Genomic DNA, 12,720 nt, shown 5'->3' with positions numbered 1-12,720 from the left:
GGCTGCCATCTGCTTGGTGATGTCACTTCGCCGACCGCGGAACACGGCAAGGAAAGAACAGCCGCGGCGGTGTACGGGATGGAGAAGGAGGCCGTTCCGGAACGCAATGGGGGCGACCGGAATCGAAGGGTGCTGACTGCCTCTGCGAAAGGATGCTGCCACAACACACCGGCCGCGGAGAACCCCGATTGGCTGATTCCGCGCCAACTTCCATGCACTTTTCATGTGCATTCGATTTCCGCGGATGAGAATCAGAATCCGCGACGGGACCGTCCCGCTGTCGGAAGTGAGGGGGGCCAACACCCATGAGACCGCCTGTGCCAGTGGGTATCGCCGCGGCAGCCGTGTGGCTGCCGAGCGGGCGTGACAGTGCCGTGTGCGCGGTGACCGAGCAGCGCGTCGAGGCGCGGGCCGCCCGCGACCTGGGCCACCCCCAACTGCCGGTCGCGGACGGCGAGTCGGCGCCGGAGATGGCGGTGCTCGCGGCCCGGTCCGCGCTGCGCAGCGGCGGCGTCCCGGCGGCCCGGCTGGCGCTCCTGTGCCACGCCTGGATGCACTACCAGGGCCACGACCTGTGGTCGCCGGCCCACTACATCGCCCACCAGATCGGCGCCCACGACACGGTGCCGGTGGGCATCCAGCAGATCTGCAACGGCGGGGCCGCGGCCCTCGAACTCGCCGTCGCCCGGCTGTCGTTGGAGTCCGGGGACCGGCACGCGCTGGTGACGACGGCCGACCGGTTCGGCTCGCCCGGCTTCGACCGGTGGCGCAGCGACTACGGCGCCGCCTACGGCGACGCGGCCACGGCCGTGGTGCTGCGCCAGCCGGCCGTGGCGGGCGATCACCTGCTCCTTCGCTCCCTGCACACCGCGGCCGCCCCGCACCTGGAGGAGATGCACCGCGGCGCCGACCCGTTCGCCCAGCTGCCCCGGGACAACTCGCCGATGGTGGACATGCGCCGCACCAAGCGGGTCTATCTGCGCGAGAACGGCGTCGAACCGTTCAACAAGGTCAACGACGACATGATCCGGCACGTGGTGACCGGCGCCCTCAAGGACGCGGAGCTCGCCGCCGACGACCCGCGCATCCGGTTCGTCCTGCTGCCCAGGCTCGGCCGCAAGACCCTGGAGAGCGCCTGGACCCCGGTGCTGCGCGAACTCCTCGCGGCCCCGGCCGTGGACTGGGGGCGCGAGACCGGGCACCTGGGCACCGGCGACCTGCCGGCCGGGCTGAGCGAGGTCGTACGCCGCGCCGCGCTCGGCCCCGGCCAGATCGGCCTGCTGCTCAACGCGGGGGCGGGTTTCACCTGGTCGTGCGCGGTGGTCGAGGCGCCGCCGCGCCCCTGACGTACCACACGACAGCGGTCGGCCGTGGGGGCCGGCTCCGGCACCGGGACGGTGCGGGAGCCGGCCCCCACGGCCGACACGTCTCCTACCGCGGTACGGTCCGCCACGCTCCCGCCGGGTGGTGCACGGCGGGCCGCCAGCGGCCCGGCGCCGGGGCGGGCGCGGCGGCCTCGGCGGGCGGCGATCCGGCCCGGCTCAGCATGACCACGGTCAGCGCGGCCAGTTCCTCCCCGGTGGGCTCGCCCCGCAGCACGCGCAGCGCGGGCCGGGCGAAGGGTGCGCTCTCCATCTCGGCTTCCTTTCTCAACTCCGGTGCTACATCGGGGGGTTGCCGTGCTTGCGCGGGACGAGCTGCTCCTGCTTGGTGCGCAGCACGCGCAGCGCCTCGGCGAGCACGGTGCGGGTGGTGCGCGGGTCGATGACGTCGTCGACCAGGCCGCGTTCGGCCGCGTAGTACGGGTGCATCAGCGCGTCCCGGTACTCCTCGGTCAGCTCCTTGCGGGTGGCCTCCGGGTCGTCGGAGGCGGCGACCTGGCGCCGGTGGATGACGTTGACCGCGCCCTCCGCGCCCATCACGGCGATCTCGTTGGTGGGCCAGGCGAACGACAGGTCGCAGCCGATGGAGCGGGAGTCCATCACGATGTACGCGCCGCCGTAGGCCTTGCGCAGGATGACCTGCACCCGGGGCACCGTCGCGTTGCAGTACGCGTAGAGCAGCTTCGCGCCGTGGCGGATGATGCCGCCGTGCTCCTGGGCGGTGCCCGGCAGGAAGCCCGGCACGTCCACCAGGGTCACCAGCGGGATGTTGAACGCGTCGCAGGTCTGGATGAAGGAGGCGCCCTTCTGGGAGGCCTCGATGTCGAGGACGCCGGCCAGGTGGCGGGGCTGGTTGGCGATGAGCCCGACGGTCTGCCCGTCGATGCGGGCGAGCACGCACAGCAGGTTCGGCGCCCACTGCTCGTGGACCTCCAGGAACTCGCCGTCGTCCACGAGCCGTCCGATCACCTCGCGCATGTCGTACGGCTGGTTCGGGTCGGCCGGCACCAGGCGCAGCAGTTCCTCGTCCAGGGTGTTCAGGCGCGATGCCGGTGCCGCGGCCGGCGGCAGTTCCTTGTTGTTGGCGGGCAGCAGGGAGATGAGGTAGCGCACGTCCTCCAGGCAGGAGGCCTCGTCGTCGTAGGCGAAGGCCGCCGCGCCCGAGACCGCCGCGTGCAGGTCGGCGCCGCCGAGCTCCTCGTGGCTGACCTTCTCGCCGGTGACGGCCTCCACCACATCGGGTCCGGTGATGAACATCTGCGAGATGCCGCGCACCATGAACACGAAGTCGGTGAGGGCCGGGGAGTAGGTGGCGCCGCCCGCGCAGGGCCCGAGCATCACGCTGATCTGCGGGATCACCCCGGAGCAGCGCACGTTGCGGCGGAAGATGCCGCCGTAGCCGGCCAGCGCCGAGACGCCTTCCTGGATCCGGGCGCCGGCGCCGTCGTTGAGGCTCACCAGGGGGGCGCCGGCCGCCTCCGCCATGTCCATGATCTTGTGGATCTTCTCGGCGTGGGACTCGCCGAGCGAGCCGCCGAAGATCCGGAAGTCGTGCCCGAAGGCGAAGACGGTACGCCCGTGCACCCGGCCCCAGCCGATGACCACGCCGTCGCTGTGCGGGCGGCGGTCCTCCAGGCCGAAGCCGCTGGCGCGGTGCCGGCGCAGCCCCTCGATCTCGACGAACGTCCCCTCGTCGAACAGCGTCTCAAGCCGCTCGTGGACGGTCATCTTGCCGCGGGCGTGCTGCGCTTCGGTGGCCCGCGGCCCCGGGCCGCCGCGCACGGACTGGCGCAGCCGCAGCAGCTCCGCCGTCCGCGCCTCCATCCCGGAGGGGGACGGCGGCGCGGGCGCGAGCGTCGCGGACGTCGGCGGCACAGAAAGGGGGCGGTCGTCCAAAGCGGTCATCGAAGTGCACTCCCATGCATGGAACGGCGGAGCGATCGGAAATACGGCTCCCGGAGATTCTGCGAACCAACAGGGTGTACGCGCGCCATGAAAGTAAACTAAAAGATCGTCAATTCGGCGCCGCAATAGCGCTGTCGGACGGTTCCATATGGATTTCACGGGACTTCTATGTGTGCCGGGGAGCATTGCGGCAGCCCCGTGCCGGGGCCGCAGCCCCTTATTCACGGACCGCCGCAGGCGGCGCCGACAGAGGAGTTTCCTGCATGACAACGCCGAGCGACACCGCTCCGCCGGAGCTGGATCCCGTACCGACCTTCACCCGCACCATCGAGCGTTCGCTGGTGCACCGGGCAGCGGTGTCGGAGGTGCTGGTCACGGACCTCCTGCGGACGGGCCGCGAGACCTATGTGGCGGGCGCCCAACTCCCGCTCGGGCACGCCTACTTCAGCGATCACCTGCGTACGCCGGTGACCTACGACTTCCTGCTGCTGCTCGAAGCCGCCCGGCAGGCCGGCACCGCCGCCTCGCACCGGCAGCTCGACATCCCGGGCAAGACCGCCTTCCTGGTCAGCAACTGGTCGATCGAGATCGAGGACCTGGACGCGCTCACGCCCGGCGGCCGCCCCGGCGAACTGCATCTGACCGGCCGGGTCGTCCGCCGCGAAGGGCGCGGCGGGCGGCTGCTCGGGGTGGATTCCGAGGCCGTGCTGCGGGTGGGCGAGCGCGTCGTCGCCCGGTCCCGGATCGATGTCGGGGCGGCGAAGAGCGAGGACTACGCCAAGCTGCGCTTCCTCCAGCGCAAGTCGGTGCCGCCGCTCACCGCGGACCTCGGCCCGGTGCTGCGCAGCCACCCGGCCGACGCCGCCGACGTGGGCCGGCGCAACCCGGCCAACGTCGTCCTGGGCGAGCCGCTGCACTCCGGGGACACCGTCTCCGCGCAGGTCGAGCCGCGCTTCGAGAACAGCAGCCTGTTCGACCACACCTACGACCACATACCCGCGATGGTCATCACCGAGGCGGCCCGGCAGCTCGCCCATCTGGCCGGGGCGCCCACCGGCGCGGCCGTGACCGGCTGCTCGGCCGTCTTCACGCGGTTCGCCGAACTCGACCTGCCGCTCGTCGCCACCGCCCGCCCGCTCGGCGAGCCCTCGGCCGCCGGGCACCCGGCCGCCTTCGCCGTCGACTTCCAGCAGGACGGCGGCTCGGTCGGCGAGATCACCCTGTCGTTCGCCGCGGCCCCCGCCCGGGAGGACGTGTGAGCACCGCCGTGCGCGCCGTGTGGACCGACTTCGGCGGCGTCCTCACCCCGCCGATCAACGACGACCTGCAGAACTTCTGCCGCCAGAACGCCATTCCGGCCGACGCGATGCGCCGGGCGATGGCGGCGGTCGCCGAACCGTTCGGCGTCGACCTGATGGCCCCGCTGGACACCCCGCTGCTCAGCGAGCAGGAGTGGGTGGAGCGGATGAACGCACAGCTGCGGGCCGCCGGGGTGGACGCCGACCTGACGGGCTTCGGGCAGCGCTGGTTCGACGGCCGCGAGACCAACGAGGCCTGGCTCGGCCACCTGCGCGCGCTGCGTTCCACCGGGGTCTTCGTCGGCATGCTGTCGAACATGCCGCCCGCCTGGGACCCGCTGTGGCGCCGGATGGTGGCGCCCGAGGGCCTCTTCGACGGGCTCGTCCTGTCCTTCGAGGTCGGTGCCCGCAAGCCGGAGCGCCGGATCTTCGAGGCGGCCGCCGAACTGGCCGGTGCCGCCCCCGGCGAGTGTCTGCTCGTCGACGACATCGCCGCCAACTGCGCGGGCGCCGAGGCCGCCGGCTGGCAGGCCGTCCACTTCACCGACGCCGATACGGCGGCCGCCGAGCTGGCCCAGTACCTTCCGCGGCCGGCCGCCCCGGCCCCCGCCGTCTGATCAGCGTCCGAAACAGGAGAACAGCTACCCATGTCACGCACCGTTCTGGTCACCGGCGGCAACCGCGGAATCGGCCTGACCATCGCCCGCGCCTTCGCCGAGGCGGGCGACAAGGTCGCCATCACCCACCGGTCCGGCGAACCGCCCGAGGGTCTGTTCGGCGTCCGCTGCGACGTCACCGACCCGGAGTCATCGCGCCGCGCGGTCGCCGAGGTCGAGGCCCAGTACGGGCCGGTCGCGGTGCTCGTCGCCAACGCGGGCATCACCCGGGACGGCCTGGCGCCGATGATGCGCGACGAGGACTTCGACGACGTCATCCAGACCAACCTCGTCGGCTCGTTCCGGATGGCCCGGCTGGTCTCGCGCTCCATGATCAGCGCCAAGTGGGGGCGGATCGTCTTCGTCTCCTCGATCATGGGCTTCCTCGGCTCGCCCGGTCAGTCCAACTACGCCGCGTCCAAGTCCGGCATGCTCGGCCTCACCCGGTCGCTCGCCTGGGAGCTCGGCTCGCGCAACGTCACCGTCAACATGGTGACCCCCGGGCTGATCGAGACCGACATGATCCAGGCCGTCAGCGACAAGCGCCGCGCCCAGCTGCTCGCCCAGACCCCGCTGAAGCGCACCGGCACCCCCGAGGAAGTCGCCGAGGTGGTCAGGTTCCTGGCCGGCGACGGCGCCGCGTACGTCACCGGGGCGGCTCTCCCGGTCGGCGGCGGCATCGGCATGGGCCAGTAGCAGCCCCGGTCACCAACCGGCGTACACGGCAAGGCAGTTACCTGCCTTGCCGCGCGCCCCGAGAACCCCCCTCCGCACACCACAACAGAGAAGGAGTCCGCCATGACGGACGAAGAAGTTCTGCAGATCGCCGTGGACATGGGCAAGATCTTCAACGACGGGGACGACGAGGTCGCCCGGCGCCTGGTCGCCGAGGACTTCATCGACCACGAGGCCCCCGAGGGCTCGCCCCGCGGCCCCGAGGCCTACGCGAACACCGCGCGCTGGATGCGGAGCGTCTGGGAGGACGCCCGCTGGGAGATCGTCGACTCGTTCGCCAAGGGCGACAGGGCGCTGCTGCGCCTGGTGTTCACGGGCCGGCACGTCACGGACTTCATGGGCGTCCCCGCGACGGGCAAGTCGGTGCGGGTGCAGCACCTGCACGTCTACCGGATCGCCGACGGCCAGGTGGCCGAGCACTGGGCGGTCCGGGACGACCTGGAGCTGTTCCGGCAGATCGGCGCCTGGGACAAGCCGCTGAAGGGCGCCCCCAAGCCGGCCCCGACGGCCTGATGTCGCCTGCCTGGGCCTGATGTTGCCCGTTTGACCCGCGCTTCGGCGACGGGACGCAGCGAGGGCGGTATCCGCATGTGCGGATACCGCCCTCGCTTTTTGCGTTGTCCGACGAGCTTCCGGACGCACGCTTCTGATGCGGGCTTCCTGACGCGTCTCCTGACGAATCGTCAGGACTTCGCGGGGCCGAGCCCGTTGAGCAGGGTGTCGACCACGGCGGCCGCGAGGGTGTCCGGGTCGGTGGCGTTCTCGGCGGACTCGATGATGGCCTGCTCGATGAGCGCGTGGTAGACGCGGCGCGCCCACGACAGATCGGCGTCCGGCCGCAACAGGCCCGCCTCCTTGGCCCGTTCGAGCAGCAGATGCCCCTTGGCGAAGATGCGCTCGTGCGCGGCGACGGCCTCCGGGTCGCGCAGCTGCGGCTGACCGACCGTGTAGCGCCAGCCGCTCTTGATCTGGATCACGTTCGCGGTGATCTGGTGCAGCGCCACCATCGGGGGCGCGGTCTCCGGGCGGCCGACGTCGATCGCCTCCTCGACCTGCCGGAAGGCGTGCGCGGCCATCGCGTCGATGAGCGCCTCGCGGGAGGCGAACCGCCGGTGCAGCGTGGTGCGGGCGACGCCGGCGGCCGTGGCGATCTGCCCGAGGCTCGCCGTCGGGTCCTCGCCGAGCACCCGCTCGGCCACTTCCAGGATGTTCCGCACGGTCCGCTCGGCGTCGGCGCGCAGCGGCCGCTCTCTCGTTGTCTGCGTCACGTCGTGACCCGCCTCTCCCGTTGCCTGATGCGCCTATTTCCTGGTCTAGGTTACACCAAAGTAGCAATACGAGGGGAACTTGCATCATCAGTGTTGCAAGTACGGATTTCTTCGGTACATTGATGTTGCGAGTCGACGAGAACTTGCAACTACCGAGGAGTGGATGGTTATGACGCAGGACCAGCAGGACTGGATCGAGTCGTACGAGCTCGTGCAGGGTGTCCAGGCCGCCGGCCCCGCCCACGCGCAGCAGGTCGGCGTCCTCAAGATCGGCCGCACGAACGCCCGCCGGGTGCTGGTCCTGCTGGGCGGCCGCGAAGGCGGAGCGGGCGTCTTCAAGCACACCGCCCGCAGCCTCGCCGGGGCCTCGGACGACCTCCAGGTGTGGGCCGTCGACCGGCGCGAGCAGAACCTCGCCGACCTCTCCGCCTTCGCCGACACCCCCGAGCAGGCCACCGAGTACTACCTGGGCGGCCACTACCAGGTGCAGGAGCCCACCGACTCCCTGTACGCCGCGCAGTGGGGCCTCGAAGTACTCGTCGAGGACCTGCGCCGGGTCGTCACCGCGGCCTCCGACGGCGGACGGCGCGAGGTCGTCCTCGGCGGTGTGTCCGTCGGCGCCAGCATCGCGCTCCTGTACGCCGCCTGGGACTTCGACGGCACCCCCGGCTACCGCGACCTCGCGGGTCTCGCCGTGGTCGACGGCGGTGTGCACAACGCCTACTCGGGCGCGGGCATGGAGTTCGACCTGCCGATCGAGGCCGCCAAGGGCTGGCTCGCCGCGATCGAGGGCGGCGCCGTCTTCGAGGACTTCACCAGCACCACCATCGGCCTGGGCGACCGTCCCGAGTCGGCCGCCGTCTTCTTCCAGCTCGCCGCCCAGCACGCGCTGGCCGACCCGGACGGCCCCGCGGTCCTCGCCGACCGCCTCCCCGAAGCCGTCCGCACCGAGCGCAAGCTCACCAACGCCGGTCTGCTCGGCTGGCTCGTGGACGCCACGCACGCCCACCCCTCGTACTCGGTGAACGCCGGCCACCTGGCCGACGACGGCACCTGGGTCGACGGCGGGCCGGTCCAACTGGCCACCGTGGCCGACGCGTTCGCGGGCCCCCGGCCCGGCGCCTGGGTCTGGTACACCCTCAACCGCGTGATGCTCGACCTCGTCGCGGCCATCGACCTCGCCGAGAACGACCTCACCCAGCTGCTCGGCCTGCGCCTGCCGCACGGCAAGGACATCGACGTACCGCTGTACACGTTCCAGTCGGGCCTGACCAACGGCACCACCGGACAGGCCGCCGCGACGGTCACCGCCGCCAGCCGGATCCCGCAGCTCTCACTGCACTCCGACCCGTCCCTGACCCACCAGGACATCGTGTACGCCCGCTGGGAGGACAACCGCTTCCTGCAGACGCTGTCGCACTTCCTGGGCGACCTGCCCCGACGCGCCAACTGACGGGCCACCGGCCCCAGTCGACCGGGCGCAAGCCCCCCTTGACCGGGGTGGCAGGGGGCCACCCCCGTACCCCTGCCACCCCTCCCCGCCCCGCACCGCCCGCACCGCCCCGCCACTCACGACCGCTCGACCTAGGAGACCTTCGATGGCTGCCGTCGCCACCCCGGAGGCACCGCCCCGCGCGGGCCTCACCATCTTCGCCCTGTGCCTGGCCGTGTTCATCGTTCCGTACGGCCTCAGCAGCGCCCCGGTCGCCCTGCCCGCGATCGGCAACGACCTGCACGCCGGTGTCGTACCGCTGCAGTGGGTCGTCAACGCCTACAACGTCACCGCGGCCAGCTTCATGATGGCGGCCGGATCGATCGCCGACCGCATCGGCCGCAAGCGGGTGTTCGCCTTCGGCGTCGGCCTCTACGGCGTCTCCGCCCTGGTCGGCGCGCTCGCCTCCAGCGCCGTGATCCTCGACGTCGCCCGCGGCATCGCCGGCGTCGCCGCCGCCGCCATGATGACGGCCGGTGTGTCCGTCATGGCGAACATGTTCCAGGGCGCCGCCCGCACCAAGGCCTTCGCGTACGTCGGTGTCACCATCGGCGCCGGTCTCGCACTCGGCCCGACCACCTCGGGTCTGCTGGTCTCCGGGCTCGGCTGGCGCTCCATCTTCTGGGTCCAGTTCGTGATCGCCGTCCTGTCCATGCTCGGCATGGGACTGATCCAGGAGTCCAAGGACCCCGACGCCAACGCCGTCGACTGGGCGGGCACCGTCACCTTCACGCTGGCCCTGTTCTTCTTCACCCTCGCCATCATCGAGGGCCCGCAGTGGGGCTGGGGCGGCACCGCGGTGCTGGCGCTGTTCGCCGGATGCGTGGTCATGCTCGCCGCCTTCGTCTTCGTGGAGCGCCGCCAGCAGCACCCCATGTTCGACCTCTCGCTGTTCACCGAACCCCGCTTCATGGCCGTCAACCTGCTGGCCACCGCCGTGTCCTTCGGCTTCGTCGGCCTGATGGTGCTGCTGCCGTCCTACCTGGTCGGCGCCAACGGGCTCACCGACAGCGGCGCCGGACTCACCATGCTGCTGCTGACCGCCCCGGTCCTCGCCTTCCCGCTGGTCGCCGGGCGCCTCGTCCAGGCCGGTGTGTCCATGCGCACCGTCCTGAGCGGCAGCCTGGTCCTGGTCGCGGCGGGCCTCGCCTGGCTGACCGTCATCCACCCCGGCATCAGCCTGCTCGGCCTGGCCGGACCGCTCCTGCTGATCGGCATCGGCATCGGCCTGATCTACGGCCTGATGGACGGCGCCGCCGTCAGCACCGTCTCGCCCACCAAGGTCGGCATGGCGAGCGGCATGTTCAACACGATCCGCCTCGCCAGCGAAGCGGTCGCCGTGGCCGGCATGGTCGCCGCCCTCGTCTCCCTGGTCCAGGGCCGCATCAGCGGCGGGCTCGACCGCTTCACCCAGGGCACCGACCTCGACGCCCGCGCCGTCACCGACAGCGTGACCAGCGGCAACCTCAACGCCCCGGTCTCCAGGGCCGCGGCCGGCAGCCGGGACGCCTTCACCGACTTCCTCGGCCAGGGCTACACCGACGGATTCCAGGTCGTCCTGTGGAGCGCCGCCGTCATCTGCATCATCAGCGCGGTGGTCCTGCACCTGATCCTCACGGACCGCCCGGCCGCCGAGCCCGCCACCGACGAGCCGGCCGGACAGACCGCAGACCGCACCCCCGCCGACGCGACGGTCTGATCCCACCCCCGTACGACAGTCCTGATCGCCCGGTGCACCCCAGCACCGGGCGACAGGCGGTTTCAGAGCCCCGTCGACGTCCTCAGTGCGCTCAGAGTCGCCAGAGCGCTCAGAGCGCGAGCTCTCAGATCTTTCGGATGTCTCAGAGCCGTCAGCGCCGATGCCCCAGGTCCTTCGCACCGCGGGAGAACCCATGCCGAGCACCCTGCACCCCGCCCCGACCACCCCCGTCAGTCCTCTCGCCCCCGGCCTGATCCAGCCCGGCCCGCTGCCCGGCACGGCCATCGCCCTGCTCCAGCCGACCCCGGACACGGCAGTCGGCCTGCACCCCGACGAGGAGCGGCTGCTCGACGCGCTCCCGGCGGGCCAGCGGGCCGACTTCGCCGCCGGACGGCTCGCGGCGGCCCGCGCGCTGGCCGCCCTCGGGACCGGCGGCCCCGTCCTGCGCGCCGGGCGCCGGCCGCTCTTCCCGACGGGCGTACGCGGCTCCATCAGCCACTGCACCGGCCACATCGGGGTGTGCATCGCCAGCACCAACCCCGCCGTCGTCGCCACCGGCATCGACCTGGAGCGCACCGACCGGCTCAGCCGGGGCGCGGCGCGGCTGGTCTGCACCCCGCGCGAACGCGAGTGGATCGCGCGGGCCCGCCGCCCGGAGAGCCGCCTGTCGGTGCTGTTCTCCGCGAAGGAAGCCATCTACAAGGCGCTGTCCGGCCTCAGCCCGCGCGATCCGGTCTTCCACGACGTCGAACTGCACCTGAATCGCGGCGAGTTGACGGTCGGCCTGCCCCCGGGACTGCTCCCCGAGCGGCACCGCCTCACGGGCTGGGTCCAGCTCCTGTCCGGCAGCTACGTCCTCACGTCGGTCGCGGTACTGGCACCGCAGGCCGAGGAAACGGCACCGGAAAGCGGACTCTTCGCCTCCCTGATGGAATCGGAGGAGTTCATTCCGACCCGTCCCACATCGTTCGACGTGGCCTGAATCAACCTTCGGCCCGTTTCCTTGTACCGCTCCCCACCCCCGTGGAAATGTCTTCCCCGCACGGCCGGCGAGATGCTGAGATTCAACTCAACTCCACCTGGGGGGACGGTGCTTCAGTTCAAGGTTCTCGGACCTCTGGAGATCAAGTACAACGGAAAGGTCCTTTCCGCTCCGCGCGGTCCGAAGGTCCGGCAATTGTTGTCCCTGCTGATTCTTCAGCCCGGCTCCGTCGTCTCCCACGGCCCTCTGGTCGACGAACTGTGGGGAAAGGAACCCCCGAAAACCGCCCTGTCGACCGTGCGCACCCACATCTACCACCTCCGGCAGATCCTGAAGCAGGAGATCGGCGGCACCATTCCACCGGACCTGATCGACACCTCCGCCACCGGTTACGTACTGCGAGCGGTGCCCGAGCAGGTCGACGCGGAGGTCTTCCAGCGGCTCGCCCGCCAGGGCGAGGCCCAGCTCAACTCCGGTGATCTGAAAGAGGGTTCACGCCTCCTCTCGATCGCCCTGGGCGCCTGGAGCGGGGACGCGCTGACCGACGTCATCTGCGGTCCGGTGCTCAACCAGCACGTCCAGCACCTGGAGGAGCTGTACATGAGGGTGCTCCAGCAGCGGATCGGCGCCGACATGCAACTGGGCCAGCACGGCCACGTCGCCGCGGAACTCAGAAGCCTCGTCAGCAGACACCCCCTGAACGAATGGCTGCACGGCCAGCTCATCACCGCGCTGTACCGCTGCGGCCGCAGAGGGGACGCCCTGCACGCCTATCAGGAACTCCGGGCCATTCTCCAGGAAGAGCTCGGTCTCGACCCGTCCCCCGCGCTCCAGCACATGCAGCGGGCCATTCTCTCCGGAATCGACGGCGAAAGCCTCACCGTTCCGGCCACCCCCGGCTCCCCACGCCTCCCCCAGGCAATCAGCCGGCTCCCCCACGCTTCCTAGAAAAGGCGAGAAGAGAACACATCGCATTCGAGGGACTCCCCGAATTCCCAAGCCCCCCGAACTCCCCGTTCTCGCCGAACTCCCGGAACTCGCCGAACTCCCTTCCTTCCCCGCCCCTTCGTCCAGCCAGGACCACCAGGCCATCCACACCTCCGGTCCGAGATCGTCCGGTACGGGTTGCACAGCCCTGCCCTTGTTGAGGAGCCGTCGTGCGCAAGGTGCTCATCGCCAACCGTGGCGAAATCGCTGTCCGTGTTGCGCGGGCCTGCCGGGATGCCGGAATCGCGAGCGTAGCCGTCTACGCCGATCCGGACCGGGATGCACTGCATGTCCGGGCAGCGGACGAGGCGTTCGC

Annotated in this window: 13 protein-coding genes; 10 read left to right on the top strand and 3 right to left on the bottom strand. The window is 71.1% G+C overall.

What is annotated here, in order from left to right; all coding sequences use genetic code 11:
- The first annotated feature begins 383 nt into the window (after window positions 1-383).
- Window positions 384-1,346, top strand: coding sequence for a ketoacyl-ACP synthase III family protein (locus ACIQ8J_RS16040; RefSeq protein WP_403271157.1), 963 nt, complete (start codon window positions 384-386; stop codon window positions 1,344-1,346).
- An 85-nt stretch (window positions 1,347-1,431) separates the two neighbouring features.
- On the opposite strand, the gene ACIQ8J_RS16035 is transcribed toward ACIQ8J_RS16040, so the two are convergent.
- Entirely contained in the window at window positions 1,432-1,635 is a 204-nt protein-coding gene (locus tag ACIQ8J_RS16035) for an acyl-CoA carboxylase subunit epsilon (protein ID WP_403271155.1), read from the bottom strand.
- A 26-nt stretch (window positions 1,636-1,661) separates the two neighbouring features.
- Window positions 1,662-3,206, bottom strand: coding sequence for an acyl-CoA carboxylase subunit beta (locus tag ACIQ8J_RS16030; RefSeq protein ID WP_403271643.1), 1,545 nt, complete (start codon window positions 3,204-3,206; stop codon window positions 1,662-1,664).
- 344 nt (window positions 3,207-3,550) lie between these two features.
- Here ACIQ8J_RS16030 and ACIQ8J_RS16025 point away from each other — a divergent pair, with 344 nt between their 5' ends.
- From ACIQ8J_RS16025 to ACIQ8J_RS16010, 4 genes are all read left to right on the top strand, one after another.
- On the top strand, window positions 3,551-4,546 hold the full coding sequence (locus ACIQ8J_RS16025; RefSeq protein WP_403271152.1) for a ScbA/BarX family gamma-butyrolactone biosynthesis protein: 996 nt from the start codon (window positions 3,551-3,553) through the stop codon (window positions 4,544-4,546).
- The gene (locus ACIQ8J_RS16020; protein ID WP_403271149.1) at window positions 4,543-5,202 is read left to right on the top strand and encodes an HAD-IA family hydrolase; all 660 of its coding nucleotides are present in this window, start codon (window positions 4,543-4,545) and stop codon (window positions 5,200-5,202) included. The genes ACIQ8J_RS16025 and ACIQ8J_RS16020 overlap by 4 nt, the downstream gene beginning before the upstream one ends.
- 30 nt (window positions 5,203-5,232) lie before the next feature.
- Window positions 5,233-5,937: a 3-oxoacyl-ACP reductase FabG gene (gene fabG, locus ACIQ8J_RS16015; protein ID WP_403271146.1), complete on the top strand. Its 705-nt coding sequence runs from the start codon at window positions 5,233-5,235 to the stop codon at window positions 5,935-5,937.
- A 102-nt stretch (window positions 5,938-6,039) separates the two neighbouring features.
- Window positions 6,040-6,489: an ester cyclase gene (locus ACIQ8J_RS16010; protein WP_403271143.1), complete on the top strand. Its 450-nt coding sequence runs from the start codon at window positions 6,040-6,042 to the stop codon at window positions 6,487-6,489.
- A 170-nt stretch (window positions 6,490-6,659) separates the two neighbouring features.
- On the opposite strand, the gene ACIQ8J_RS16005 is transcribed toward ACIQ8J_RS16010, so the two are convergent.
- Entirely contained in the window at window positions 6,660-7,244 is a 585-nt protein-coding gene (locus ACIQ8J_RS16005; protein ID WP_403271141.1) for a TetR/AcrR family transcriptional regulator, read from the bottom strand.
- A gap of 169 nt (window positions 7,245-7,413) precedes the next feature.
- Between ACIQ8J_RS16005 and ACIQ8J_RS16000 the strand changes: the two genes are divergently transcribed.
- From ACIQ8J_RS16000 to ACIQ8J_RS15980, 5 genes are all read left to right on the top strand, one after another.
- Window positions 7,414-8,697, top strand: coding sequence for an alpha/beta hydrolase (locus ACIQ8J_RS16000; protein ID WP_403271138.1), 1,284 nt, complete (start codon window positions 7,414-7,416; stop codon window positions 8,695-8,697).
- Between the two features lie 145 nt (window positions 8,698-8,842).
- Window positions 8,843-10,435 carry an MFS transporter gene (locus ACIQ8J_RS15995; RefSeq protein WP_403271135.1) on the top strand — a complete coding sequence of 531 codons (1,593 nt, stop codon included), beginning with the start codon at window positions 8,843-8,845 and terminating at the stop codon, window positions 10,433-10,435.
- 193 nt (window positions 10,436-10,628) lie between these two features.
- A complete protein-coding gene (locus ACIQ8J_RS15990; protein WP_403271132.1) occupies window positions 10,629-11,417 on the top strand; it encodes a 4'-phosphopantetheinyl transferase in 789 nt (262 codons plus the stop codon).
- 72 nt (window positions 11,418-11,489) lie between these two features.
- The gene (locus ACIQ8J_RS15985) at window positions 11,490-12,365 is read left to right on the top strand and encodes a BTAD domain-containing putative transcriptional regulator (protein WP_403271129.1); all 876 of its coding nucleotides are present in this window, start codon (window positions 11,490-11,492) and stop codon (window positions 12,363-12,365) included.
- A gap of 209 nt (window positions 12,366-12,574) precedes the next feature.
- Window positions 12,575-12,720 (top strand): biotin carboxylase N-terminal domain-containing protein (locus ACIQ8J_RS15980; protein ID WP_365895732.1); only part of this gene is annotated, 146 nt, incomplete at its 3' end.

Origin of the sequence: Streptomyces sp. NPDC094147, from assembly GCF_044764265.1 — a bacterium.
Taxonomy (GTDB): Bacteria; Actinomycetota; Actinomycetes; order Streptomycetales; family Streptomycetaceae; genus Streptomyces.
Note: the sequence above shows the minus strand (reverse complement) of the source record. Positions and strands in the feature narration are given on the sequence as shown.

Coding starts and splice junctions, on each gene's coding strand:
- fabG (WP_403271146.1), top strand. CDS start 5,233: ATGTCACGCACCGTTCTGGTCACCGGCGGCAACCGCGGAATCGGCCTG.
- ACIQ8J_RS15995 (WP_403271135.1), top strand. CDS start 8,843: ATGGCTGCCGTCGCCACCCCGGAGGCACCGCCCCGCGCGGGCCTCACC.
- ACIQ8J_RS16010 (WP_403271143.1), top strand. CDS start 6,040: ATGACGGACGAAGAAGTTCTGCAGATCGCCGTGGACATGGGCAAGATC.
- ACIQ8J_RS15990 (WP_403271132.1), top strand. CDS start 10,629: ATGCCGAGCACCCTGCACCCCGCCCCGACCACCCCCGTCAGTCCTCTC.
- ACIQ8J_RS16025 (WP_403271152.1), top strand. CDS start 3,551: ATGACAACGCCGAGCGACACCGCTCCGCCGGAGCTGGATCCCGTACCG.
- ACIQ8J_RS16000 (WP_403271138.1), top strand. CDS start 7,414: ATGACGCAGGACCAGCAGGACTGGATCGAGTCGTACGAGCTCGTGCAG.
- ACIQ8J_RS15985 (WP_403271129.1), top strand. CDS start 11,490: ATGCTGAGATTCAACTCAACTCCACCTGGGGGGACGGTGCTTCAGTTC.
- ACIQ8J_RS16030 (WP_403271643.1), bottom strand. CDS start 3,206: ATGGAGGCGCGGACGGCGGAGCTGCTGCGGCTGCGCCAGTCCGTGCGC.
- ACIQ8J_RS16035 (WP_403271155.1), bottom strand. CDS start 1,635: ATGGAGAGCGCACCCTTCGCCCGGCCCGCGCTGCGCGTGCTGCGGGGC.